At 62.2% G+C, this 24,214-nt stretch carries 21 protein-coding genes; 4 read left to right on the plus strand and 17 right to left on the minus strand.

The genetic code is table 11. The annotated features are described in order from the left end of the window. Positions 1–97 precede the first annotated feature (97 nt). The 4 genes from C8K58_RS15245 to C8K58_RS15260 all read right to left on the minus strand — a co-directional run bounded on the left by C8K58_RS15245 (position 98) and on the right by C8K58_RS15260 (position 3,641). Complete coding sequence (locus C8K58_RS15245; protein ID WP_065938570.1) at positions 98–580, minus strand: N-acetyltransferase; 483 nt, start codon at positions 578–580, stop codon at positions 98–100. A gap of 3 nt (positions 581–583) precedes the next feature. Then, on the minus strand, positions 584–1,486 hold the full coding sequence (locus C8K58_RS15250) for a chemotaxis protein CheV (RefSeq protein WP_027604746.1): 903 nt from the start codon (positions 1,484–1,486) through the stop codon (positions 584–586). 99 nt (positions 1,487–1,585) lie between these two features. Beyond that, positions 1,586–2,560 carry a D-glycerate dehydrogenase gene (locus C8K58_RS15255; RefSeq protein WP_092356177.1) on the minus strand — a complete coding sequence of 325 codons (975 nt, stop codon included), beginning with the start codon at positions 2,558–2,560 and terminating at the stop codon, positions 1,586–1,588. A gap of 112 nt (positions 2,561–2,672) precedes the next feature. Continuing rightward, complete coding sequence (locus tag C8K58_RS15260) at positions 2,673–3,641, minus strand: LysR family transcriptional regulator (RefSeq protein WP_027604744.1); 969 nt, start codon at positions 3,639–3,641, stop codon at positions 2,673–2,675. Positions 3,642–3,824: 183 nt separating this feature from the next. Here C8K58_RS15260 and C8K58_RS15265 point away from each other — a divergent pair, with 183 nt between their 5' ends. Genes C8K58_RS15265 through C8K58_RS15280 form a run of 4 tightly spaced genes read left to right on the plus strand, consistent with a single transcriptional unit; the run spans position 3,825 to position 8,615 of the window. Next, entirely contained in the window at positions 3,825–5,360 is a 1,536-nt protein-coding gene (locus C8K58_RS15265) for an efflux transporter outer membrane subunit (RefSeq protein ID WP_092356180.1), read from the plus strand. 10 nt (positions 5,361–5,370) lie between these two features. Next, positions 5,371–7,548, plus strand: a complete 2,178-nt coding sequence (locus C8K58_RS15270; protein WP_027604742.1) for an FUSC family protein — start codon at positions 5,371–5,373, stop codon at positions 7,546–7,548. Next, a complete protein-coding gene (locus tag C8K58_RS15275) occupies positions 7,538–7,738 on the plus strand; it encodes a DUF1656 domain-containing protein (protein ID WP_027604741.1) in 201 nt (66 codons plus the stop codon). The genes C8K58_RS15270 and C8K58_RS15275 overlap by 11 nt, the downstream gene beginning before the upstream one ends. 10 nt (positions 7,739–7,748) lie before the next feature. Continuing rightward, entirely contained in the window at positions 7,749–8,615 is an 867-nt protein-coding gene (locus C8K58_RS15280; protein WP_092356183.1) for an HlyD family secretion protein, read from the plus strand. Here C8K58_RS15280 and C8K58_RS15285 read toward each other — a convergent pair. The 13 genes from C8K58_RS15285 to algK all read right to left on the minus strand — a co-directional run bounded on the left by C8K58_RS15285 (position 8,556) and on the right by algK (position 24,213). Continuing rightward, positions 8,556–9,911 (minus strand): hypothetical protein, encoded by a 1,356-nt coding sequence (locus tag C8K58_RS15285; RefSeq protein WP_092356186.1) that lies wholly within the window; start codon positions 9,909–9,911, stop codon positions 8,556–8,558. The genes C8K58_RS15280 and C8K58_RS15285 overlap by 60 nt on opposite strands. 136 nt (positions 9,912–10,047) lie before the next feature. Continuing rightward, entirely contained in the window at positions 10,048–10,461 is a 414-nt protein-coding gene (locus tag C8K58_RS15290) for a hypothetical protein (RefSeq protein WP_027604738.1), read from the minus strand. Continuing rightward, a complete protein-coding gene (locus C8K58_RS15295; RefSeq protein ID WP_092356189.1) occupies positions 10,462–11,274 on the minus strand; it encodes an SDR family oxidoreductase in 813 nt (270 codons plus the stop codon). Between the two features lie 14 nt (positions 11,275–11,288). Then, positions 11,289–11,753, minus strand: coding sequence for a hypothetical protein (locus C8K58_RS15300; RefSeq protein ID WP_027604736.1), 465 nt, complete (start codon positions 11,751–11,753; stop codon positions 11,289–11,291). Between the two features lie 263 nt (positions 11,754–12,016). Next, positions 12,017–13,468 carry a mannose-1-phosphate guanylyltransferase/mannose-6-phosphate isomerase gene (locus tag C8K58_RS15305; RefSeq protein WP_027604735.1) on the minus strand — a complete coding sequence of 484 codons (1,452 nt, stop codon included), beginning with the start codon at positions 13,466–13,468 and terminating at the stop codon, positions 12,017–12,019. 105 nt (positions 13,469–13,573) lie between these two features. Further along, positions 13,574–14,227, minus strand: coding sequence for an alginate O-acetyltransferase AlgF (locus tag C8K58_RS15310; protein ID WP_027604734.1), 654 nt, complete (start codon positions 14,225–14,227; stop codon positions 13,574–13,576). A gap of 16 nt (positions 14,228–14,243) precedes the next feature. After that, on the minus strand, positions 14,244–15,428 hold the full coding sequence (locus C8K58_RS15315) for an alginate O-acetyltransferase (protein ID WP_027604733.1): 1,185 nt from the start codon (positions 15,426–15,428) through the stop codon (positions 14,244–14,246). Between the two features lie 11 nt (positions 15,429–15,439). Continuing rightward, entirely contained in the window at positions 15,440–16,972 is a 1,533-nt protein-coding gene (locus C8K58_RS15320) for an MBOAT family protein (protein WP_027604732.1), read from the minus strand. 219 nt (positions 16,973–17,191) lie between these two features. Beyond that, positions 17,192–18,301, minus strand: a complete 1,110-nt coding sequence (locus C8K58_RS15325) for a mannuronate-specific alginate lyase (protein WP_083236343.1) — start codon at positions 18,299–18,301, stop codon at positions 17,192–17,194. An 8-nt stretch (positions 18,302–18,309) separates the two neighbouring features. Beyond that, positions 18,310–19,758 carry an alginate O-acetyltransferase gene (locus C8K58_RS15330; RefSeq protein WP_027604730.1) on the minus strand — a complete coding sequence of 483 codons (1,449 nt, stop codon included), beginning with the start codon at positions 19,756–19,758 and terminating at the stop codon, positions 18,310–18,312. A gap of 11 nt (positions 19,759–19,769) precedes the next feature. Continuing rightward, positions 19,770–21,338: a mannuronan 5-epimerase AlgG gene (gene algG / locus C8K58_RS15335; RefSeq protein ID WP_027604729.1), complete on the minus strand. Its 1,569-nt coding sequence runs from the start codon at positions 21,336–21,338 to the stop codon at positions 19,770–19,772. Next, positions 21,338–22,825: an alginate export family protein gene (locus C8K58_RS15340; protein WP_027604728.1), complete on the minus strand. Its 1,488-nt coding sequence runs from the start codon at positions 22,823–22,825 to the stop codon at positions 21,338–21,340. The genes algG and C8K58_RS15340 overlap by 1 nt, the downstream gene beginning before the upstream one ends. Further along, positions 22,822–24,213 carry an alginate biosynthesis TPR repeat lipoprotein AlgK gene (gene algK, locus C8K58_RS15345; protein WP_092356192.1) on the minus strand — a complete coding sequence of 464 codons (1,392 nt, stop codon included), beginning with the start codon at positions 24,211–24,213 and terminating at the stop codon, positions 22,822–22,824. Before algK ends, C8K58_RS15340 begins: the two co-directional genes overlap by 4 nt. Position 24,214: the final 1 nt, after the last annotated feature.

Below are 24,214 nucleotides of genomic sequence, written 5' to 3' on the forward strand. Positions count from 1 at the left end.
CACCAGGCTAGGTCAGAGGGCACGCAGGAACAGTGACGGGTTTTTACCTCTATCCACCGTTGTGCTGCTCTGGAAGCAAGTTATGCGCCAGCGCCTGTCAGTCGTCGGCGACCACATCCCGCAGCACAAAGACCATGCCCGCGCTTTCGTACAGTTGTCGGGCGCGCCGGTTGCTCTCCAGCACCTTGAGGTCGACATAGGGTTCGCCACGCTGCTTGAACACCTGGAAGCAGTGCAGCAGCAACGCGCGACCCAGGCCTTGGCCTTGAGCGCAAGGATGCACGGACAGGTTCTTGATAAACGCGCTGGTCCAGCACTGCGCCACGCCGAGAATGCCATCGCCATTGCTGGCCACCAGGCACAGCGTGGGGTCGAATTCGGCGTCGCTGACGAACAGATGCTGCCAGGCGTGCAGATGGGGAACGCGGCCACCCCCTTGCTCCTGGGTCATGCGCAGCACCGCATGGATCGCCGGGGCCAGCTCGTCGCGGTAGTGATCCAACTGTGTATGGGCCGGCCATTGCGGTGCAGGCAGGCTGCCGGTGAGGTCGCGGCGCAGCAGTTGGAAATACTCCGCCACCGGTTACAGCCCCTGTTGCGCCACGGTCTGGGCGGCGACCACCAGGCACTTGGTCAGTTCGGGCGAGGAGAACTTGGTCAGCACCGCGTTGGCACCGGCCAGGCGCGCCTTTTCGCTGTTCATCGCGCTGTCCAGGGAGGTATGCAGCAGTACGTAGAGATCCTGGAAGTCCGGGGTTTCACGCAGGGTGCGGGTCAGGGCATAACCGTCCATTTCGGACATCTCGATGTCCGACACCACCACATTGATCTGCGCGGCCGTGCCTTGCAGTTCCAGCAGCACATCGATGGCTTCCTTGGCGCTGCGCGCGGTGTGGCAGGTCAGGCCGAGGTTGCGCAGGGTGTGTACCGACTGCTGCAGGGCGACCTGGCTGTCATCCACCACCAGGATCCGCGCATTGCCGAGCACTTCCGCCTCTTCCATGGTCAGGTCGGTAGGCGCCGCTTCAATCGGCGCCGGGGCGATGCCGTGGATGACTTTTTCGATGTCCAGCACCTGCACCAGGCCGCCTTCCACCTGGGTCACCCCGGTGATGAACGCACGGTTGCCGCCGGAGCCGTAGGGCGGTGGACGAATATCGGTGGTCAGGCAGTGCACGATCTTGCTCACGGCCTGCACATGCAGACCCTGCTTGGAACGGCTCACGTCGGTGACGATCAGGCAGCCGCCGTTCGGGTCTTCCAGGGGCATTTCCCCCAGGGCGCGACTCAGGTCGATCACCGCCAACGAATTGCCACGCAGGGTGGCGATGCCTTTGACGTGGGGATGGGACTCCGGCAGCTTGGTCAGCGGCGGGCAAGGGATGATCTCGCTGACTTTCAGCAGGTTGATGGCCATCAGCTTGCCGCTGCGCAAGGTAAAGAGCAGAAGCGAGAGTGAGTCTGCGCGGGCTTTGGTGGTGGACATAAAAACCTTCTGTGGATCAGGGATGACGAACTTCTATTGAAGGTTATCGACTCGGGAGAGCCAGGCTTTAACCCGATTTTGTGTCGGGCTGGGCCCGTGTCAGCCCTTCCACACCTGCGGGTTCACCAGGTCCTGCGGGCGCTGGCCGAGCAGGGCGCTGCGCAGGTTGTCCAACGCGCGGTTGGCCATGGCTTCGCGGGTTTCATGGGTCGCCGAGCCGATGTGCGGCAGGGTCACCGCGTTGCTCAACTGGAACAGCGGCGACTCGGCCAACGGCTCCTGCTCATACACATCCAGGCCGGCACCGCGAATGGTGTGGTTTTGCAGGGCCTGGATCAACGCCGGTTCGTCCACCACCGGGCCACGGGAGATATTGATCAGGATCGCGCTGGACTTCATCAGCCCCAACTCGCGGGCGCTGATCAGGTGACGGGTCTTGTCGCTCAACGGCACCACCAGGCAGACGAAATCCGCCTCGGCCAGCAGTTGGTCCAGGCTGCGGAACTGCGCGCCCAGTTCCTGTTCCAGCGCGGCCTTGCGGCTGTTGCCGCTGTACAGGATCGGCATATTGAAGCCCAGGCGCCCACGCCGGGCCACGGCCGCGCCGATATTGCCCATGCCAACGATACCGAGGGTCTTGCCATGCACGTCACAGCCAAACAGCGGCGCGCCGACGCTGGCTTTCCACTGGCCGGCCTTGGTCCAGGCGTCCAGCTCGGCCACTCGGCGCGCGCTGCTCATCAGCAGGGCGAAGGCCAGGTCGGCGGTGCTTTCGGTCAGTACGTCCGGGGTGTTGGTGAGCATGATCCCGCGCTCGTTGAAGTACGGCACATCGTAGTTGTCGTAGCCCACCGACACGCTGGACACCACCTCCAGCTTGCTCGCGCCTTCGAGCTGCGCGCGGCCCAGCTTGCGACCCACGCCGATCAAACCGTGGGCGTGGGGCAGGGCTTCATTGAATTGAGCGTTGATATCGCCCAGCTTGGGGTTGGGCGCAATCACGTCGAAATCCTGTTGCAGGCGTTCGATCATTTGCGGGGTGACACGGCTGAAGGCGAGGACGGTCTTTTTCATTGCAGGCGGGCTCATCGACTACGGAAGAATGCCAAGCACGCTAACATCCCTGCCGGCAATTGTCAGGACACCGCCCCTCCCACATTTAAAGACTTGTATCGCCTGGTAGAAATCAGTTCGCCAGCCGTGCACCGCTGAGGCTGCCGCTCAACTCATACGCCACCAGCTCCGCCTGGTGCGCCGCCAGGATCTCCGGCAACGAGCCGCGCAGGTATTCCACCCAGGTCTTGATCTTCGCATCCAGGTACTGGCGCGACGGGTAGATGGCGTACAGGTTCAACTCCTGGGAACGATAGGTGGGCATGACCCGCACCAATGTGCCGTTGCGCAGGCCTTCGATGGCCGCATACACCGGCAACAGGCCGACGCCCATGCCGCTGGTGATCGCGGTTTTCATCGCGTCGGCGGAGTTGACCAGGAACGGCGACGTATTGATCGCCACGCTTTCCTGGCCTTCGGGGCCGTTGAAGGTCCACTTGTCCAACTGGATCACCGGGCTGACCAGGCGCAGGCAGGCGTGGTTGAGCAAATCCTGGGGCCGTTGCGCGCAGCCCTTGGCCTTGACGTAGTCCGGCGAGGCGCAGGCGATGCTGTAGGTGATGCCCAGGCGCTGGGAGACGAAGCCCGAGTCCGGCAGCTCGCTGGCCAGCACGATGGATACGTCGTAGCCCTCGTCCAACAGGTCCGGCACGCGGTTGGCCAGGGTCAGGTCGAAGGTCACGTCCGGGTGGGTGCGGCGGTAGCGGGCGATCGCGTCGATGACGAAGTGCTGGCCGATGCCGGTCATGGTGTGCACTTTCAGCTGTCCGGCGGGGCGGGCGTGGGCGTCGCTGGCTTCGGCCTCGGCTTCTTCGACGTAGGCCAGGATCTGCTCGCAACGCAGCAGGTAGCGTTTACCAGCCTCGGTGAGGGCAATGCGGCGGGTGGTGCGGTTGAGCAAGCGGGTTTGCAGGTGGGCCTCAAGATTGGAGACCGCGCGCGAGACGTTGGCGGTGGTTGTATCCAGTTGCGCGGCGGCGGCGGTGAAGCTGCCGGCTTCGGCCACGCAACTGAAGGCGCGCATGTTTTGCAAAGTGTCCATGGAGAGTTCTCAGGGGAGATGCCAAATTGTGACAGAAAGTTACGCCGTCCAGTGATCCCTACCAACGGATTATCGCTTGAACGGTAACAAAGATTCACAGGAATGCCAGCTTATCGCCCTCCATGGCGCCGCCTAGAATTGCGCCACCTCTCCCCGCAATACCACCTCAGGAATTCGTTCGCCGTGCCGCGTCGCATCAGCAGAGAGCTGAAGACTCTCATTAACCGAGCGCTGAAGGCTCTCAGTGTTTGCGCTTTATCGTTAGCAATCAGCGGCTGCATCGGAACCGGAGGAATCGCCCCCCAAGGCCAGCCCCTAAACGCCACTACCCTGGCCACCGACGAAGCGATCCGCAGCGCCGCCCAGGACGCCCATTGGCCCACCGCACAATGGTGGCAGGCCTACGGCGACCCCCAGCTCAACCGCTGGGTCGAACTCGCCACCCAAAACAGCCCGAGCATGGCCATGGCGGCCGCGCGGGTGCGGGAAGCGCGGGCCATGGCCGGGGTTGCCGAGTCGGCCGAGTCACTGCAGATCAACGCTGATACCACCCTCAAACGCCACAATTGGCCCAAGGATCAGTTCTACGGCCCGGGGGAATTGAGCGGTGCCAACACCTGGGACAACAATGCGTCCCTGGGGTTGAGCTACGCCCTCGACCTGTGGGGTCGCGAAAGCAACGCCACCGAGCGTGCCGTCGACCTGGCCCACATGAGCGCCGCCGAAGCCCGCCAGGCCCAGCTTGAACTGCAGAACAACGTGGTGCGCGCCTATATCCAGCTGTCGTTGCATTACGCCAACCGCGATATCGTCGTGGCGACCCTGGCCCAGCAACAGCAGATCCTCGACCTGGCCAACAAACGCCTGGACGCCGGGATCGGCACCCATTTCGACGTGAGCCAGGCCGAAACGCCGCTGCCGGAAACCCATCGCCAGTTGGATGCCCTGGACGAGGAAATCGCCCTGAGTCGCAACCAGTTGGCGGCGCTCGCCGGTAAAGGCCCGGGGGAGGGGGCCACGTTGCAGCGTCCGACGCTGTCCCTTGCCGCACCACTGAAACTGCCCTCGAGCCTGCCCGCGCAATTGCTCGGCCAGCGCCCGGATGTGGTTGCCAGCCGTTGGCAGGTCGCGGCGCAAGCCCGTGGCATCGATGTTGCCCACGCCGGTTTCTACCCCAACGTCGACCTGTTCGGCAGCCTCGGCTACATGGCCACCGGCGGCGGCATGCTGGCGTTTCTCGCCGGCAAGAAATTCAACTACAACGTCGGCCCGGCCATCACCTTGCCGATCTTCGACGGCGGCCGCCTGCGTGCCGAGCTGGGGGAAGCCAGCGCCGGCTATGACATCGCCGTGGCGCGCTACAACCAGACCCTGGTCAATGCGCTCAAGGGCATCAGCGACCAGTTGATCCGCCGCGAGTCCATGGACAAGCAAGCCTCATTTGCGGTGCAGTCGGTGGCCTCGGCGCAGAAGACCTACGATATCGCGATGATCGCCTACCAGCGCGGCCTCACCGATTACCTCAATGTGCTCAACGCCCAGACCCTGCTGTTTCGCCAGCAACAGGTCGAGCAGCAGGTCCAGGCCGCGCGGCTTGGCGCCCATGCCGAACTGGTGACCGCACTGGGTGGCGGCCTCGACGCCGGCAAAGACGTACCGCAGGACGCCAAGACCCTCCCGAGCAAGGCCCCGGCGGCGCTTGCCGTGTTTGATCACTGAGTAGGATTTGATGACTCCCTTGCCTGCACCGCTGCGCTGGCTGCATTCCCTTGAGTGGCGCCGTGGTTTTTTCGACTGGGCACGCAGCGACGGCGTGACCTGGGTGTACATCTTCAAGGTGCTGATCGCCGCGTTCCTCACGCTGTGGCTGGCCATGCGCCTGGAACTGCCGCAACCACGTACCGCGATGATCACCGTATTTATCGTGATGCAACCCCAGAGCGGCCAGGTGTTCGCCAAGAGCTTCTATCGCTTCCTCGGCACCCTGGCGGGGTCGGCGGTGATGGTGGTGTTGATCGCGTTATTTGCGCAGAACACCGAGTTGTTCCTCGGGGCGCTGGCGATCTGGGTCGGCATTTGCACCGCTGGCGCGACACGCAACCGTAACTTTCGCGCCTACGGGTTTGTACTCGCGGGTTATACGGCGGCGATGGTCGGCCTGCCGGCCCTGGCCCATCCGGACGGCGCCTTTATGGCGGCGGTGTGGCGGGTGCTGGAAATCTCCCTGGGGATCCTGTGTTCCACCCTGGTCAGCGCGGCGATCCTGCCGCAGACCTCCAGCGCCGCGATGCGCAACGCGCTCTATCAGCGCTTTGGCGTGTTCGCGCTGTTCGTCACCGACGGCCTGCGCGGGCGTAGCCAGCGCGAAGGGTTCGAGGCCAGCAATGTGCGCTTTATCGCCGAGGCCGTGGGCCTGGAAGGTCTGCGCAGCCTCACGGTGTTCGAAGACCCGCATATGCGCCGGCGCAACGGTCGGCTCAGCCGCCTCAACAGCGAGTTCATGAGCATCACCACCCGCTTCAATGCCTTGCACCAGTTGCTCGAACGCCTGCGCACGGACGCCGCGGATCACGTGGTGGCGGCGATCAAGCCGGGCCTGCAGGACCTCGCCGAAGTCCTCGACGGCTTCTCCGGCCGCGCCCTCACCAGCCCCGACGCCGCGCGCCTGGTCAACCAGCTCAGCGCCTACAAGGACAGCCTGCCCGCCAAAGTCCGCAGCCTGCGTGCGACCTTCCAGGAGGGCAACCCGAGTGAGGCCGAACAGCTGGATTTTCACACCGCTTATGAACTGCTCTACCGCTTCGTCGATGACCTGCACAACTACGCGCAAACCCATGCGTCCCTGGCCGATCACAGCCATGCACGGGAGCAATGGGACGAAGCCTTCAGCCCCAAGACCAACTGGCTGGCCTGTGCCGCCTCGGGGATTCGCGCGTCGTTCATCCTGATTGTGCTGGGCAGTTACTGGGTGGCCACGGCCTGGCCCAGCGGCGCCACCATGACCCTGATCGCCGCTGCCACCGTCGGCCTGTCCGCCGCCACGCCCAATCCCAAGCGCATGGCGTTCCAGATGGCCTGCGGCACCTTGATCGGCGCGTTGGTGGGCTTTGTGGAAATGTTCTTCGTGTTCCCGTGGATCGACGGCTTCCCGCTGCTATGCGTGATGCTCGCCCCGGTGATCATCCTCGGCGCGTTCCTCGCCTCACGCCCGCAATACGCCGGTGTGGGCGTGGGCCTGCTGATTTTCTTCAGCACCGGTTCGGTGCCGGACAACCTCACGGTCTACAACCCCTACACCTTTATCAACGACTACATCGCCATGATCATTGGCATGCTGGTGTGCGCGGCGGCAGGGGCGATCATCCTGCCGCCCAACAGCCGCTGGCTGTGGCGCCGCCTGGAGCAGGACCTGCGCGAGCAGGTGGTGTATGCCATCAGCGGCAAGCTCAAGGGGCTGGCATCGAGTTTCGAAAGTCGCACCCGAGACCTGCTGCACCAGGCCTATGGCCTCGCTGTCGGCCAGCCGCAAGTGCAACGCGACCTGCTGCGCTGGATGTTCGTGGTGCTGGAAGTCGGCCACGCGATCATCGAGTTGCGCAAGGAACAGGCGATCCTGCCGGTACACCCGGCCTATGCCGAGTCCCAGCCGTGGCGCCAGGCGATCCGGGTCATGGGCCGCTCGTTGGTGCGCCTGTTCCTGCAACCCAGCGCCAGCAACCTGGAGCGTGGCCTGATCGCCGTCGACCACGCGATCAGCCGCGTGCAGGCCACCGACGAACCCTTCGCCCCGCACTTCGATACCTCGGCCCTGCGCCGGGTGAAAAGCTACCTGCACTTTATCCGCACCTCGTTGCTGGACCCGCAATCACCGCTGGCGGCCCTCAAAGGAACCCCGAATGCCTCGTGAAATCGCATTCCACGGCATCTATATGCCGACCATGACCCTGATGTTCCTGATCGCGGCCGCGTTGGCCTGGGCCCTGGACCGCTTCCTGGCCGGCTTCGACCTGTACCGGTTTTTCTGGCACCCGGCGCTGCTGCGCCTGAGCCTGTTCGTTTGCCTGTTCGGCGCCCTGGCGCTGACCGTCTACCGTTGAGAATGCCCCGATGAAAAAGTTTTTCAGCCTGCTCGCGACCTTGCTGGTACTGGCCTTGGCGATCTGGATTGGCCGCACGTTGTGGGTGCACTACATGGAAACGCCGTGGACCCGCGACGGCCGCGTGCGCGCCGACATCATCAACGTGGCCGCCGACGTCACCGGTGAAGTGGTCGACGTGCCCGTGCGCGATAACCAGTTGGTGAAAAAGGGCGACCTGCTGATGCAGATCGACCCCGAGCACTACCGCATCGCCGTCAAACAGGCGCAATCCCTGGTCGCCTCGCGCAAAGCCACCTGGGAAATGCGCAAGGTCAACGCCCACCGCCGCGCCGACCTCGACGCCCTGGTGATCTCCAGGGAAAACCGCGACGACGCCAGCAACATCGCCGACTCGGCCCTGGCGGATTACCAGCACGCACTGGCACAACTCGAAGCGGCCGAACTCAACTTGAAACGCACCCAGGTCGTGGCGGCAGTGGACGGCTACGTCACCAACCTCAACGTGCATCGCGGCGACTACGCACGCATCGGCGAAGCCAAGATGGCCGTGGTGGATATGAACTCGTTCTGGGTCTATGGCTTCTTCGAAGAAACCAAGCTGCCCCATGTGAAAGTCGGTGACAAAGCCGACATGCAGCTGATGAGCGGCGAGACGTTGAAGGGGCACGTAGAAAGCATCTCGCGCGGCATCTACGACCGCGACAACCCCGAGAGCCGCGAACTGATCGCCGATGTGAACCCGACTTTCAACTGGGTGCGCCTGGCCCAGCGCGTACCGGTGCGGATTCATATTGATGAAGTGCCGGAGGGGGTGTTATTGGCGGCGGGGATTACCTGCACGGTGATTGTCGATAGCGTGCCCCTGGCCGAATAAGCACCTTAGCTGGCCTACACCCTTATCATCGATACCCGAGACGTTCGCACCGGCAATGATTCGCTGGTCACCCCGTTCGGTCAGCAGCACAGGGGGGGATCTGGGTTCGGACTGCATGTCGTTGTAACCCTGGTTGTTGAAGGCCAGATCCAGCACGCCGTGGGTTTTGAATTGAGCGATGTAGATCCAGTTGCCGGTTGACGCCGTCACCAGGTTGCCTGTGCGGGTTTGCATGATGCATTGCCAGCCATTGTCGTGGTTGCTGTCGAATTGGCTGACCAGGGGTTTACCGTTGTTGAACAGTTGGTGCACGGCGCCGTTTGGGGTAATGGCCTGCATGAGACCTTTTGTGCTTTTGGCGCCGCCCTGCCCAATTTGACCGGCGCCAACAAGGCTGTTGTCCTCCTCGCGCTTGATCAGAGCGTTGAAGGTGGTGTGATCCTTGATCCTGTCCATGAGATGAAACCCCGGCGTCTTGGGACTGCCAAAGCCGGCGTCCGGGCTGCCGTCGGGGTTGAGGCGGGCAAACAGGGCGGTCTTGAGGGTGGGAATAAACCGGGCATGTCCAACAAACACTATTTTGTGATCACTGCCCTGGCTGATACACGCGTTGATCGCAGTGGCCACATTGGAGCCGGCAAGTTTGAACTCCAGCCTGCCAGTTTTGTTGAAGCTTTCGTCCAGTGCACCATTGGGCTGCAGGCGAAACAGCACTCCCATGGTCTGGTCCGGATTGCCGCGGGTTGCATAGTTGGCGCTCACTAAAATACGTCCGTTGCTCTGGACGTGTACTGTCGCTGATTCTCCTATGAGTTCTTCGTAGTCCTTGGTAGGCAGAATGCGCCGTCCTTGCTCGGCAAAATTCGTGTCGGGCTTACCTTCGCTGTTGAAACGTGCAATCACCAAGTCCGCCCAGCCATTGGATGCACTGCGCCATGTCCAGCCCAGCATCAGGATGTTGCCGGCCGATTGTACGGTCAGCCTTGAACCACCGGCCGGTAGCGAGGGTAAAAAATCACCGGTGACCAGCCCGTTCGTTCCAAACGATCTATCCAGGCTGCCGTCGGCGCTCAGGCGGCCCAAGCCGTATAGGTATTGGTCGTCGTGGTTTCTATACACGCTGGCGCTGAACAAAAGCTTGCCATCCTTCGCGGTTGCAAGTCCTCCGAAGCGAAAGCGAACGTTCAGATCACCATGATCTTCGAGAATTTTTTCCAGGGCTTGCACCCCTCCAATACCGAAGTCGGGATCCAGCGTGCCGGGTTGCGTCTTTGAGGGTTTTTTGGACTTACGCATCAACGCATCCCTTCGTTGGTTGGAGAGGAAAGTCTGCCGCGTGGATACCACGTGTGCTCAAACCCGGCGACGTTTTCAGTCTGTTCCTGGGACACCCCCTCGTCTACTGTCAGATCTGACAGGTGCTAACTGGCCATTAGTTGTTGCGCGCCTGAGGCACAAACGTCTCATGCAAATGCCGCCATAACAGCGCACCACTGGCCTGCTTCTCGAACACTACGGTGGCGCGGCGATCGGTCTGTGTGCCGCTGGCATCGATCTGATGCTCGCGATAAGTCACCGTTGCGCCGCGCGCATGCCGGTCAATCCCAGCCATTTCACTCAAGGTGATCTTCAACCCCGGGCGCATACCACCCAGGCGAGTGAACAGGGCGTTGACCCCGGCTGCATTGACGCGTGTGCCGGTGGCGGGGGCGATCATGCTGAACTCCGGGGAGAAGCGCGCAAGCAGGCTTTGCAGGGTGCCTTCCGGCGCAACCCCGGCAAACCATTGCTCGATCTCGACGTGGGTCTGGATCACTTCTTCAAAAAAATCGCTGTAGTCGATCATTTACAAACTCCCATTCAAACCAAAGCGTTTTTTCAACACGGCTTCCAATAATCCCTTGGGCAACAACGCGGCCATCAACGGCAACGCCCGGCTGCCATTGCCCGAGCGCAACAGGCGCGGCGGCTGTGGTTGTTGCACCGCCTTGAGCACATCCGCTGCAAACACGCCGGCCGGGGTGGGCTTGTCCTGAGAGGCCTGGCTGCGTGCGCGAATGCCCTCGCGCAACGGCCACCACGGCGATTTTTCGTTGATTAACAGCTCGGCCTGGGCGCCGGCGTTTTTGGCAAAACTCGTATTGATGGCGCCGGGCTGGACTTCCATCACCCTCACCCCAAATGGTGCCAGCTCCATGCGCAGTGCATCACTCAATGCATGCACCGCCGCCTTGGACGCGCAGTAGGCGCCGGCAAACGGCGTGACCAGCACGCCGGAAACGCTGCCGATATTCACCACCAGCCCTTTGCGCTTGCGCAGGGCCGGGAACAGCGCCTGGGTCACGCCGACGATGGAAAATACGTTGGTCTCGAACTGGCGCTGCATCGCCTCGGTGCCGCCATCGAGCAGCGGGCCCATGGCGCCGTAGCCGGCGTTGTTGATCAGTACATCCAGCTCTCCCAGTTGTTCGGCCAGGCGCTGTAAAGCGGCACTGTCGTTGACGTCGAGTTCGACGGCATTGAAACCCGCAGCCGCGAGGGCGGTGACGTCTTGCGGGCGGCGGGCGCTGGCCCACACGTCGAAACCGGCGGATTTGAAGGCCTCGGCCAGGGCGCGGCCAATACCGCTGGAGCAACCGGTGATGAGTACGTTGGGCATGGATCAGTCCTTTGTCAGTCCGAGAAGCTGCCTTGCAGATGCTCGGCGCGAAATTCCAGGGTTTGCGCGCGGTAGCCGGGGCGCAGGGGCGGGGTGGGCAGGCAGTCGTCCCAAGTGGCGCCGGCCTGCAACTCGCCGGGCCCACGATAGCGCGGGGCGGCGTAGACGTTGTCGGCCAGGTTGACCGTATCGCCCGGCGCATAGGCGGCGACGCGCCAGCGCAGTTCGGTGAGGGGGACGTCGTTGCCGTTGTTCAGGGTCAGCTTGAGCGGGCGGTCAGCCGGGCATTCCTGCGGGGCGTAGGTGATGCGCAGTTCAAGGCGCGCCAGTTGCGAGGCTTCGCGGTTGTCCAGCCACACCACCCACACCGCGACAAGACCCAGGCCGACGGCAGCGGCCAACGACACCGGCAATGCCTTGGCCGGGTAGCGCAGCAGGAGGATCAGCCAGGTGATGATCAGTAGAACGCCGAAGAACATGGAGACCACCTCGAGTAGGGAACGAGCATCCTAACTTAAGCGTAGGTGGGATTGGCTACCTTGAGTGCTGTGGTGGGTGTGCCGGCCTCATCGGGGGCAAGCCCCCTCCCACATTTGAATGTATTCGCAGATCAAAGGTGGGAGGGGGCTTGCCCCCGATGAGGCCCGCCCAGCCAGCGTAAATCCCAAACAAAAAGCCCCCACCCAACCCACTGCGGATAGGGGACGCAATGGGCTGGGCGAGGGCTTCTTGTACGACTGTTTTACTGCGCGATAGTTTTCACCGACACGCCACGTTCAACCGGCGTCGAGCGCCCGTAGATATCTTCGAAGCGCTCGATATCGTCTTCGCCCAGGTAGCTGCCCGATTGCACTTCGATGATCTCCAACGGGATCTTGCCCGGGTTGCGCAGGCGGTGCACCGAGGCGATCGGGATGTAGGTGGACTGGTTCTCGCAGAGCAGGAACACGTTCTCGTCACAGGTGACTTCGGCGGTGCCGCTGACCACGATCCAGTGTTCGGCGCGGTGGTGGTGCATCTGCAACGACAGGCACGCGCCCGGCTTGACCGAGATGTGCTTGACCTGGAAGCGACCGCCCATGTCCACCGAGTCGTAGGAGCCCCACGGACGATAGACTTCGCAGTGGTTCTGGGTTTCGCTGCGGCCCTGTTCGTTGAGGGTGTTGACCATCTGCTTGACGCCCTGGACCTTGTCCTTGTGGGCAATCATCATCGCGTCCTTGGTTTCCACCACCACGATGTTTTCCAGGCCGATTACCGACACCAGCTTGCCGTTGCCGTGGATCATGCAGTTCTTGCTGTCCTGGATCACCACGTCGCCCTTGGTGACGTTGCCGTTGGCGTCTTTATCGTTGACCGCCCACAGCGAAGCCCAGCAACCCACGTCGCTCCAGCCGGCGCTCAACGGCACCACGCAGGCGCGCTGGGTTTTTTCCATCACGGCGTAGTCGATGGAGTTGTCCGGGCAGCAGGCGAAAGTGGCTTCGTCGAAGGTCACGGTATCGGCGTCTTGCTGGCTGCGCTCCAGGGTCAGCACGCAGGTGTCGTAGATGTCCGGATCGTGCTTTTTCAGCTCTTCCAGGAAGCGGCTGGCGCGGAACAGGAACATGCCGCTGTTCCAGAAGTAACCGCCGCTTTTGACGAATTCGACGGCGCGTTTTTCATCGGGTTTTTCCACGAACTGCTGTACGCGGCTCACGCCTTCGGGCAGCAGCGAATCGTTGGTGGACTTGATGTAGCCGTAGCCGGTTTCCGGACGGGTCGCCGGCACGCCGAACAGCACCATCTCGCCACGCTCGGCGGCCACGGTGGCCAGGGCCAGGGCGCGTTGCAGGGCTTTCTGGTCGTCGATCACGTGGTCGGCCGGCAGCACCAGCATCAGTTCGTCACGGCCTTCGTTGACCAGCATCATCGCGGTGAGGGCCACGGCCGGCGCGGTGTTGCGGCCGAAGGGTTCCATCAGGATGCGTTGGCACTCCAGTTTACGGTTGGCCAGTTGCTCGTTGACGATGAAGCGATGGTCCTTGTTGCAGACCACGATCGGGGAGTCCATGCCTTCGAACACCAGGCGTTCCAGGGTTTGCTGGAACAGCGTGTGCTCGCCGGTCAGGGCCAGGAATTGTTTGGGGAACTGTTTGCGGGAAAGCGGCCAAAGACGTGAGCCGCTACCACCGGAAAGGATTACTGGGATCATGTGTTTCTCCTTGAATCAATTTGGGTCAGAGCTACGAAGGTTTGTCGTTTCACTCTTGTTTTTGTCTCGTGTCCGGGCCGGCCGCAGCCGACCCGGAAAATTCATTCAGCGGGTCGACACCGGGCGTTTTACCCAGACTGGCGAAATGCTCGAACCCGAACCGGTGACGTACAGCACCGCTGCTTCACCGCGCTCCAGGGCCACTGGCTTGACGTCGCCGACTTTCTTGTCGCCGTCATACAGCGCCAGGCTCACCTTCACCGGGTTGATCTCACGTTCGCCACGGCCTTTGGCGGCCACCGACTTGACCACGTCGGTCTTGCCGTCGGCGGTTTTCAGGGTCAGGGCCTTGTCGCTGAGGTTCTGCACGCGCACCAGGGATTTCTGCTTGTTCTTGAACGGTGGCTCTTCGATCAGCTGCGGCTGGCCGCTGTTGTTGTTGACCAGGGTGTAGTAGTGGTCCGGGGCGAGCTTGACCGGCACGGTCTGGCTGCCGACCTTGGCGCTGTAGTCGCCGCCGGGCATGAAGCTGAAGTCGCTGCTGGCCAGCGGGGCCACGTCGCTGAGGTTGGTGCTGCCGACAGTGGCGCTGACTTCCTGGTTGGAGGCGTTGTAGATCCGCACGAAGCTTGAGCCTTTCGGTGCAACTGGGCCGTACAAGGCAGCGTCACCGGCGAAGGCGGACAGGGATACCAAGCTCATACCGGCAGCCAGGGCCAGAGTCTTAGCGAGACGACGCGGAGTAGTAGTGAAAGTCATGTGAGTTACCTCTCTTTCAGTTTTGCGCCCGGTCGGGCGTCTCGGATTTTGGGTTTTTAGCTGGGGTGTTCAGTGCCATGTTTTGTTGGCGCGAACCGGCTTGTTTAAGTTGCGCAACCCACGATGGGTCGGCATCACCGATTTCGTTGTTCACGGGCAGATAGCGTTCAGGAAACTCCCAGATCAGCACCTGTGGCGGGCTGTTCTTGAAGTCGTCACTTTTCAGGTAGCTGAGCATCGGCAGGATCGGGCCATGGCCGTCTTCGGCGTAGCTGACCACGTCGCTGCCCAGGGCTTGCTTGAGGGCGCCGACGAAGTTCCAGTTGGGGTTGGCGCTGTAGCTGGTGCCCACCAGGGCCACCGGGGTTTCGCTGTCGCTGAACAGCGCGTCGTCGCCTTTGGTTTCGGCCAGGTGCGTGACGCGTTTTTCCAGCGGCTCTTTCGGTGGCATCAGGTTTTCGAACAGCGGGTCCAGGGGCAGGAACAGACGCAGGTCGCCTTTATGCGGCTCGGTCTTCTCGGCCTCGGTGACAAAACGCTGCGGCTCGCCGTGGAGCGGGGTCTTATCGGCGATGGTTTTAGCCAATTGCTTGGCAGCGATTTCGGCGCCGTCCGGGGTCCAGTGGGTGTCGGTGCGCAGGAACACCTGCTTGCCGCCCAGCTTGGCCTGTTGCAGCGGGCCGAGCAGGTCCGGGGCGATGATCTTGTCGGCGGCCACACGGGCGTGGAAGTCCTGGTACAGGTTGGCGTGGATGCTCGCCGGTTTCACTTCACCCAGGTGCTCCGGGTACAGGCGCACCTTGGCCGGCACGATCGCCATCACCAGTTGGATGCCCTGGGCCTTGAGCTTCTGGCGCACGCCTTCGACCAGCGCGTAGTTGCCTTGAAGGTTCTGGTCTTCGTTGACGGCGGGGTTGAACTCCTCGTCGCTGTACAACCAGTGATCGCGGCCCAGCACCACGCCAGGGCGGCCTTCATTGAACAGCTTGTAGTCCAGCGCGGCCCAGAGGTTGGTGCCCAATCGCTTGATCGGGAACTCCTCGTCGTAATGGGTCTCGACGGCCTTGGTCCAGCGACCGTTGAGCACGGTCGCGTCGGCGTTGGTACTGAAGCCCAGGAAGCTGCGCAGCGACCAGGCGCCCAGGGCCAGCAGCAGCACCAGGAACAGGCCGATATAGAGGACGCGTAATGAACGGGTCATGGTCGGCTCCCTCAGAATTGGAAGTAAAGGAACGGCGAGAAACTCTGCGCCGACAGTTTGAGAATCGACGCCACGAACAGCAGCAGCACCGCCGCGCGCATGGCGTAGCGTGGCCAGTCAGCGGTCCAGTAGGCCGGTTGCACGGCAGCGTCACGACCTACGGTGAAACCTGGCTCGTGGATGCTGCCCGGGTTGTCGCCCGGCACGGCCTTGATCAGGCTCGGGTCGGCCGGCTTGGTTTTCTCGGCAGGGCGGTTGGTGTAGAAGTCGCGCAGGCCGAAGAACGCCAATGTTGCGTACGCCACCACCAGGGTCGCGACTTGCAGGCCGGTGAGGCTGGCGCGGTTGAGTTCCGACAGCGACCACTCGCCGAAGCTGAACATCGCACCGTACATACGGCCCGCGACGTGGAGGTTTTCGGCGCGGAAGATCACCCAGCCCATCACCACCAGCAGGAAGGTGAAGGCCCAGCGCAGTACGTTGAAACTGCGCGGTGCGGTGTTGAGGCCGATGGCTTTTTCAATCGCCAGCCACATGCCGTGCCAGGCACCCCACACGATGTAGGTGATGTTCGCACCGTGCCACAGGCCACCGAGCAGCATGGTCAGGAACAGGTTGCGGTAGGTGGTCAGCGTGCCTTTACGGTTGCCGCCCAAGGTGATGTACAGGTAGTCACGCAGCCAGGTGGACAGGCTGATGTGCCAGCGCCGCCAGAACTCGGTGATCGACTGGCTGATGTACGGCTGCTTGAAGTTTTCCATGAAGCGGAAACCCATCATCAAGCCCAGGCCGATGGCCATGTCGCTGTAGCCGGAGAAGTCGAAGTACAACTGCGCGGTGTAGGCCAGCGCCCCCAGCCAGGCATCGCCGGTGGTGGGGTTTTGCAGGGCGAAGCAATGGTCGGCCACCACCGCCAGGGTGTCGGCGATGAAGACCTTCTTGATGAAACCCTGCATGAACCGCGTGCAGCCCTCGGAGAACTTGTCGAGGGTGTGGGTGCGGTTATTGAACTGGTCGGCCAGGTCGCGGAAACGCAGGACCGGGCCGGCGATCAGGTGCGGGAAGATCGCCACGAACGCCGCGAAGTCGATGAGATTGCGGGTCGCCGGGGTATCGCCACGGTACACGTCGATGATGTAGCTGATGGACTCGAAGATGTAGAACGAGATCCCGATCGGCAGCAGCACGTGGGTGAGGATGAAAGGCTCCAGGCCGGCCGACTTCATCATGACGTTGATGCTGTCGACGCCGAAGTTGGCGTACTTGAAGTAGCCGAGGATGCACAGGTCGACCGCCACGCCCAGCAGCAGCCAGCGTTGGGCCGGCTTGGTGCGCACGCCGGCGGCACCGACCTTGAGGCCGATCCAGTAGTTCCACAGCGTGACGGCGGCGAACAGCGCCAGGAAGTCCACTCGCCACCAGGCGTAGAACACGTAGCTGGCAATCAGCAGCAGCAGATTGCGATAGCGTTGCCCGCTCAAGTAGTACAAGCCGAGAAAGATCGGCAAGAACAGAAACAGGAACACATTGGACGAGAAAACCATCCCGATCTCTCCATGTTTAACCAACAGTCAAGGGCCAGAGCCCCCCCAAACCCCCCCACGAAAAGACGGGGAGGGCGGTACAACATTCCTACTGACGAAACTGGCTCAAAAATGTGGGAGGGGGCTTGCCCCCGATGGCGGTGTAACAGTCGCCATCTGTGTTGAATGACACCCTGCTATCGGGGGCAAGCCCCCTCCCACATTTTTTACCGAGTTCGCTCAGGAACCTTTGTTGCCTTTTTCATGCGTCGGGTCGTAGACCTTGGTCAGGTCACCCCCGAGGCGGAAGGTCTTGAACGGCTGCATGCCATGCTTGCGTTCGATCACATCCGGTGCGCAGGTGTAGAGGGTGCAGAAGGGTTCGAGCCAGGCGAATTTCATGTCCTGCTTCAGGTCCTTCATGTCCTGCTCCTTGCCGTTCTTCTGTTCGAAGATCTCCGGGTCCTTGACCCCGGCCAGCACTTTGTCGCCCAGGCGCTTGAGTGCGCTGTTGTTTTCCTGGCGCAGGTCGACACCGTTGACCAGGGCAAAACTGGCGATCATCGACAGCGGCGGCAACGCGTAGTTGTGGTACGACAAGGCACGCTGCTGACGCTTCAACTCGTTGGGCAGGAAGCCTTGGTCGTCGACCTGGTTGACGCCAACCTTGTATTCCTTGACGGCCCAGTCAAACAGGTCGCGACGGTTGGTGGCGACGGACGTTGCCATCACCGACCAGGCGGCCCAGTAGGAGTGGTTGTTGGTTTTTTCCAGCGGCAGGTTGTCCCAGTCGCTGACCACCTGATCGGCCAGTTTGTTGAACCAGGCTTCGATCAGTTGCGACTCCTGCTGGTGGTTGGCCAACGGGTGCGAGTCGGAGAACTTCAGGCGCACATAGGCCGACGCCATGCTGCCCAGGGCCCATTTGCGCATGGACTTGCCGGTGTGGTTGAAGTCCTTGGACATCAACGCATCGGCCTTGGCCCACGACACCAGCCAGTTCAGGGTGCATTCGAGCTGCTCCGGGCGACCGTCGCGCATGAATTGCATCACGCGCTTGCTGGTGTCTTTTTCCAGCTTGGTGATATCGGCGGTGCTGTCGCGAAAGGCTTTTTCCGACTGCACGTTCAGGGTCGAACGGGCTTTGTCGGAACCTTCGTACTTGCTGCGAAATTGCAGAGGCCCGGTGTAGGGCGTCGGCATGGTGTCGCAGTTTTCCTTGAAGTCGCCGGTCTTGAACGCTTCAATCGGTGCGAAGTAGCCCTGGGGCGGACGCAGCGGGGCGGCGGCGTTGACCGAACCGGCGAAGATCGCCAGGCCCAGTAACGATGGAATCCATAACTTCTGCATAAGTAACCTCATTGCCCTGTCGAGGCAGTCTGTTGACCGCCCGCTGGGAATACGTTGCGTGTGCAAATTTTCGCTTCGACCTTCTGCGCGGCAGCGCCCGCTTCGGGGCCCTGCACTTCCACGGCCAGCAAGTTCTGCGAGGCCCAGTCTTCATCGGTGCGCAGTTCAAAGGCGAAACGCCCGTCTGTTTCGGATGTTTCGGGTTTCTCGATCTTGATGTCCTCGTGGCGCCCGTTCATGTACCAGAGGGTGGCTTGCAAGGTTTTCACCGACGGGTCGGCGAAGCGGATATCAACCTGGTGATTGGCATTACGCAGGTCTTTGTTCGAACTGTTAACCAGCAATTCGTTCTTGCCCGGTTTCAATGTAGTGCTCGCGCTCATCTGGGCGGTCTTGCCTTCGCAGCCGTTGTCGAGCAGCGCCATCATCTGGCGGTAGATGGTCTCCTGGTCCAGGCGATACAGCGGCGAGAACTCCCAGATCAGGATTTTCGGCGGGCTCTTCTGGAATTCGTCGCTGCCCAGGTACTGGATCATCGAGCCTTCCAGGCCACCGCCGGGGAAGGCGACGTTGAGGATGTCGGCACCGATTTCCTGTTCCAGGAAACCGGCAAAGTTGTAGTTCTTGCCACTGTGGCTGGTGCCCACCAGGGTGATCTGCGGGTTGCCCGAATCGCCGAACAGGTCGCCGTCGCCGGCTTCGCCTTTCGGCTCGGTGGTGAACTGGTCCATGTACTGGATCGCGTAGCTGGTGCCGCACAATTGCCCGGCCATGTTGTGCAGGGTGCCGGTCTTGCCCATGCGTCCGGAGCGCTTGGTCTCGAATTCGCGCTTGGGAATATCGGCGAACTCAGGCATTGCACGCACCTTGGCGCCGACGATTTTCGCCGTGCGCTGGGCGCCGTATGGAGTCCAGTGCTGGTCGCCGCGGAAGTAGAAGTCGTGGGCCGGCAGTTCGTCCGGCAGTTGCTCGTTGGTCAACGGCGACAGGTCCGGCACCACGTAGCCCATCTTGGCGAAACGGCCGAGCATGGTCTTGTAGTTGCCCAGGGCCTTGTCGAAATCGAACGAGGCTTTTTCCGCGGGGTTGAGCTTGTTGCGGTTCACCAGGCCACGGGTCGGCTGGTAGACCACTACCAGTTCCACGCCCTTGGCCTTGAACGCGTCGTGCAGTTGTTGCATGCGCTTGTAGCCGGCCGGGCTGGTGTCGAACTCGGTGCGCAGGTCTTCCTGGGTACGGAACAGCCAGTCGCCCTGGGCTTGCACCAGGGTGGTGAAGTTCTGCTGGTAGCGCGTGGTGTAGTTCTTCGCGTCATGGGCGGCCGGGCACAGGCTGCAGCAGGGTTCGGCGGTGAAGGTCGGCGCCTTGATTTCGTCGGCGCGCACGCCCTGGCTGGCCGCGAGCAGGCCGAGGGCCAGACCCGAGAGGCTCAGCAGTTTGATCATGTGTGGGTGCATAAGGGTCATCCTCAGTCCTGCATTTCGGTCTGGCGTTCGACAGGGTCGATCAGCACGGCTTTCTGCTGGCGCACCAGCAGGTCGAGAATTTCTTCCTGGCGATCGCCCAGCACGCCGGAAAAGCTGATGCCGCTGGATTTGGTCGGCGCCAGCATCGACACGCGGTACAGCTCGATACTCAGTGGCGAGTCGATGGACAACGGCCCGCTGCCGTTACCCGCCAGTTCACCGCCGACCACGATCAGCGAGACCTTGGCGTCGAACGGGTCGAGGGCGATGTCGCGGTCGGTGTCGGTCAAATCCTTGATGTGGCCGTACACGCCGGTCAGGCCGTTGGCCATCGAGGTGTTTTCGTACAGCTTGATATTCACGCTGTTACGCACGCGGATGCCGTGGCGACGGTTGCTGATCACCTTGTTGCCCCACAGCAGGTTGTCGCCGCTCTCATAGAGGGTGATGCCGTCGGTGTGGTTGCGGTAGATCTCGTTGTCGGCGATCAGGTTGTTCACGCTGTTACGGTCGATCACCAGGCCCGAAAGCTTGTTGTCGTAGCTGCGGTTGTTGAAGATGAAGCTGTCGTTTACCTCACGGGAAATGATGATGCCGTGCTTCTTCTTGGTGCCGTAGACGGTGTTGTCCGCGATGATCAGGCCGTGGGAACGGTCATGGGGGTCAATGCCGTAGACGATGTTGTCTTTGTAGGTATTGCCCTTGATCACGAAGCCCGTGGTCTCGTAGCAGTAGAAGCCGTACCACATGTCCGAGAACTCGGAATCGATGATCCAGCCGGTCGGCTCGGGGCGCTTGAGCACCTTGGCCATGTTCGGCGTGTACTGGGAAATACTCACCCCGTACGACTTACTGTTGGCATAGCCGAAACTGGCCATCTTGGTCTTGGAAACGTAGGTCTCGGTGCCGCCCCAGGCCAGCAGGAACGGGCGGAATTCCTTGGGCGACTTGAACAGCGCCGGGCCATTGGCCTTTTCGCTCCAACCGGTGATCTTGGTGTCACGCACGAACAGCTGACCGTCGTTGATCAGGAACGAACCGCCTTCCTGGGACAGCCGCAGCTCCTGGGTGTTTTTATCGATGTCCAGGATGCCCTTGCGCCCGACCACGATCGGCAACTTGGCCAGGAACACGCCCGGCGAGGTTTCGCTGAAGTACTGCTTGGGCACTTTGCCCAGCAGGTCCTTGAGGTTCATGTAGCCGTCGTCGACAAAGATCGCCTGGGGAATGCCGTGCTGGCGCACCACCCATTCGGCCATCTTGTTGTCGCCGCCGATAAAGTCCTTGAGGGCGTCTTCCTGCATCATGCGGCGGATGCTGATCTTGCCGGGCTTGGTGCGTACGATCTTCTTTTCCATCGCTGCGGCGGTATAACCCGACAGGTCAGGCAGGGCTGGCTTGGCCATTTCCAGCGGCGCGGTCGGCGGGCTGGAAATGGTGTAGGTCTTGGCCTGTTGCAGTTCCTTGGCGATGGTCGGCGCCTTGGCCGCCGTATCGGCAAACGCTGTGGCACTGGCCATCAGCATTGCCGCGACGAGTAGGCTTTGAGCATTCATTGCGCAGGCTCCCATCAGAATTTCCAGATCACGTCGACAAACGCGCGATGCATGTACGAGTCGACCTGGCTGCCATAGGCATCACCTGGCTTGAACACACCGGCACGGAACCGCACCAGGGCTGATGGCTCGTCAACCGACTGGCTGAGCGCGGCCGGCAGCAGGCCGGTCTTGAAGTACTTGGTGACGACAAGGTCCATCTCCTGGCCCAGGTCTTTCTTGCCGTCTTCAAGGGGCAGGGAAGTGCTGGACAGGATCGCGCCGGTGACGTCATCGGTGTTGTTCTGCACGGCGTCGATGCCGTTGCTGCCGACTGGCTTGTTGCCGTCGACGCGCCAGAACTTGTGGTACACCAGGCTGGCGTCGTAGTCCTCACGCAGCTGCCAGGAACCGAACAGGCTCATGGACTGCATGTTGTTCATCTCGCCACGAAACGCTTCGCCGAAACGGTGCACGCGGGACTGGGTACCGGTCCAGTTCGAACGGTTGCTTTGCAGGCCGTTCTGCTCGTACTCGGCACTGGCGCGGGCATAGGCCGCACCCACTTGCCATTGCGGGTCCAGACGCAGGCGGATACCCAGGTCGGTCGCCCAGCCACTCACGTCATCGCTGCGCTTGGCCTCTGTCGGGCGGGTGCCGTCGGCGTTCAAGGCATTGACCGAGTCGCGGTCGCCTTTCATGCCGGTGATGCTGGCCCAGTAGTTGACGGTGTTGGTGTTGCGCCAGTTGTAGGCGTCGCTGTTGGCTTCGATGCCGAGCCAGGTCAGGTCGCCGTTCTCGCGCTTGTCCAGGGAGTCGGTGGCGACGCCCGGTTCCGGGTAGTCGAGCTTGCCGTTGTCATGGGTGTGGTGGCCACGCAGGCCGATCCACTGGCCTGGCGTCCACTGGTAGGACGCGTCGGCGTAGAGGTGCTGACGGTCCTTATCCTTGGGCGACAGTTCCTTGAGGTCGGTACGGTATTCGCTGAAACGTTCGGCGACGCCGACGTTGGCCTTGAGCAGGGTGGTGTCGAAGGTCCAGTTCAGCGCTTCGATGTTGGTGTCGCGCCATTGGCCGTCGTCGTTGCGCAGGCGTTGGCGACCAAGTTTGAGGATCTCGCCGGGGTAGGGCGTGAAGCCGCTGTAGCCGACCCAGAACTCGCGCATGGCCAGGTAGTTTTTCTTGGTCTTGCGGTCGTTGTTGGTGGTTTGCTGGTTTTCGTCATCCGCCGACTGTTGCAGGGTGTCGGTCTCGATGATGTCGCTCGAAGCAACCGCCTGGCCCATGGCGTAGGCGCTCCAGTTGCCGCTTTCGCCGTAGATCCACGGGCGCAGGTCGAGGCCGATGCCGTTGACGTCGCCGCCTTTCTGGGTGCCGAGGTCGCGGTCATCTTCGGACTGGCCGGTGACTTTGACTTCCAGGCCGAAATTCTTGGCTTCGGTCAGCGCGGCCAGGGTCGGGCACGACCACAGCAGGGCGAAGGTCAGGCCGATGCCGGCCTGCACGAATGGATTGAGCTTCATAGGGATTCCTCGCCGTCTTCTTCTTCCAGGGCGTGCAGTTGCAGCGTGCTCTGGGCCAGGGTGCCGCGGGCGGCCAGTTCCTGTTGCACCAGGCGTTGGCCTTGGGCGCGTTGTTCCGGTGTAAGCGGGGCTTCGAGCTGCGTGGCCAGGTCGTTGGCCTCTGGCGTGCCCTGGGCTTTGGCCAATTGGCTGAAGACATAGGCATTCAATGGGTCGGGCTTGGTGCCCTTGCCTTGGGAAAACAATTGGGCGATGGCGAAGTCGGCGCTGTTCTGGCCGTTGCGCGCAGCGGTCAGCAGGTGGTCCAGGGCTTTTTGCGAATAGACCTGGCCCAGGTAACCACGGCGGTAGATCTGACCGAGGTAGTAGTCGGCAGCCACTTCGCGGCCCACGGCTTTCTGGAAGTGCGCTTCAGCCGCCTTGGCGTCCGCCGGCACCCACTTGCCTTCGTAGTAGAGCTTGCCCAGCAACAGCTCGGCGCGCGGCTGGTCGGCGGCGCGGCCGTTGTCCAGGTACTTCATCATCTGGTCGACGTCGCCCAGTTCGGGGAAGTCGTAGAGCAGTTGCGCCAGGCTGACCCAGGAAGCCGGGTAGCCGGGGGCGATTTTTTCCAGCAGGGCCTGGGCGGTTTTCTCCTCGGTCTTGCCCAGCGTGGCGTCGCCCAATACGCGGGCGACGCTGTCGACGCGTTGGGCGGTGACGGTGCCGCGGCTGTAGCCGGCTTCCATCTGCTTGAGCAGTTCGGCCTGTTTTTCCGGCTGGGCTTTTTTCTGGTAGACCGTGGCCAGCTCGACATAGCAGATATCGGTGGTGTTCAGCGCGGCCTTGCAGATGCGCTCCACATCATCCAGATGCTGGTCGTAGGTGTCCTGGGTGCGATACAGCAGGACCTGGGCCAGGCCGGCTTCCGGGTAACCGGCGGCCTGCCACTTGCTGATCTGCTGCTGGGCATTCACGTTGGGAAAGCTGTGGGGGTATTGCAGGTACAGCATCGCCAGCGGGATCAGGGTGTTGCCTTCGCCATTGGCAAAGGCTTTTTTCAGCAGGCCTTCGGCTTCATGGTGTTCGGCTTCGGTGGAGCCTGGCTTGGCCACCAGCAGGCGACCGAGGCGGGCCTGGGCGCGCGGCGAGGTATCCGCCGCAGCGCGGTAGGTGGCCTCGGCCTGTTTGATTTGCGCCGGATCGCGGGTGCCTACCTGGATATCGGCCAGGCCCACCTGGGCCTCGCTGTAACCCAGTTCTGCCAGTTGCTGGTAATTCTGCTGCGCGGTGACGGTGTCGCCACGCTTGAGCGCTTCATTGGCCAGGCGTTGGTCGGGCAGGCCGGCGCAACCGGCGAGGGCGATGGCCAGCGCCAGGGGCACCGGCAGGGTTCGAAGGGCGCTCATG

Origin of the sequence: Pseudomonas sp. GV047, from assembly GCF_003058245.1 — a bacterium.
Taxonomy (GTDB): domain Bacteria; phylum Pseudomonadota; class Gammaproteobacteria; order Pseudomonadales; family Pseudomonadaceae; genus Aquipseudomonas; species Aquipseudomonas marginalis.

Coding starts and splice junctions, on each gene's coding strand:
- C8K58_RS15340 (WP_027604728.1), bottom strand. CDS start 22,825: ATGAAGCTCAATCCATTCGTGCAGGCCGGCATCGGCCTGACCTTCGCC.
- C8K58_RS15280 (WP_092356183.1), top strand. CDS start 7,749: ATGAAAAAGTTTTTCAGCCTGCTCGCGACCTTGCTGGTACTGGCCTTG.
- C8K58_RS15325 (WP_083236343.1), bottom strand. CDS start 18,301: ATGCAGAAGTTATGGATTCCATCGTTACTGGGCCTGGCGATCTTCGCC.
- C8K58_RS15285 (WP_092356186.1), bottom strand. CDS start 9,911: ATGCGTAAGTCCAAAAAACCCTCAAAGACGCAACCCGGCACGCTGGAT.
- C8K58_RS15310 (WP_027604734.1), bottom strand. CDS start 14,227: ATGACTTTCACTACTACTCCGCGTCGTCTCGCTAAGACTCTGGCCCTG.
- C8K58_RS15315 (WP_027604733.1), bottom strand. CDS start 15,428: ATGACCCGTTCATTACGCGTCCTCTATATCGGCCTGTTCCTGGTGCTG.
- C8K58_RS15330 (WP_027604730.1), bottom strand. CDS start 19,758: ATGCACCCACACATGATCAAACTGCTGAGCCTCTCGGGTCTGGCCCTC.
- C8K58_RS15300 (WP_027604736.1), bottom strand. CDS start 11,753: ATGTTCTTCGGCGTTCTACTGATCATCACCTGGCTGATCCTCCTGCTG.
- algK (WP_092356192.1), bottom strand. CDS start 24,213: ATGAGCGCCCTTCGAACCCTGCCGGTGCCCCTGGCGCTGGCCATCGCC.
- C8K58_RS15290 (WP_027604738.1), bottom strand. CDS start 10,461: ATGATCGACTACAGCGATTTTTTTGAAGAAGTGATCCAGACCCACGTC.
- C8K58_RS15320 (WP_027604732.1), bottom strand. CDS start 16,972: ATGGTTTTCTCGTCCAATGTGTTCCTGTTTCTGTTCTTGCCGATCTTT.
- C8K58_RS15250 (WP_027604746.1), bottom strand. CDS start 1,486: ATGTCCACCACCAAAGCCCGCGCAGACTCACTCTCGCTTCTGCTCTTT.
- C8K58_RS15295 (WP_092356189.1), bottom strand. CDS start 11,274: ATGCCCAACGTACTCATCACCGGTTGCTCCAGCGGTATTGGCCGCGCC.
- algG (WP_027604729.1), bottom strand. CDS start 21,338: ATGGGAGCCTGCGCAATGAATGCTCAAAGCCTACTCGTCGCGGCAATG.
- C8K58_RS15275 (WP_027604741.1), top strand. CDS start 7,538: ATGCCTCGTGAAATCGCATTCCACGGCATCTATATGCCGACCATGACC.
- C8K58_RS15260 (WP_027604744.1), bottom strand. CDS start 3,641: ATGGACACTTTGCAAAACATGCGCGCCTTCAGTTGCGTGGCCGAAGCC.
- C8K58_RS15270 (WP_027604742.1), top strand. CDS start 5,371: ATGACTCCCTTGCCTGCACCGCTGCGCTGGCTGCATTCCCTTGAGTGG.
- C8K58_RS15305 (WP_027604735.1), bottom strand. CDS start 13,468: ATGATCCCAGTAATCCTTTCCGGTGGTAGCGGCTCACGTCTTTGGCCG.
- C8K58_RS15255 (WP_092356177.1), bottom strand. CDS start 2,560: ATGAAAAAGACCGTCCTCGCCTTCAGCCGTGTCACCCCGCAAATGATC.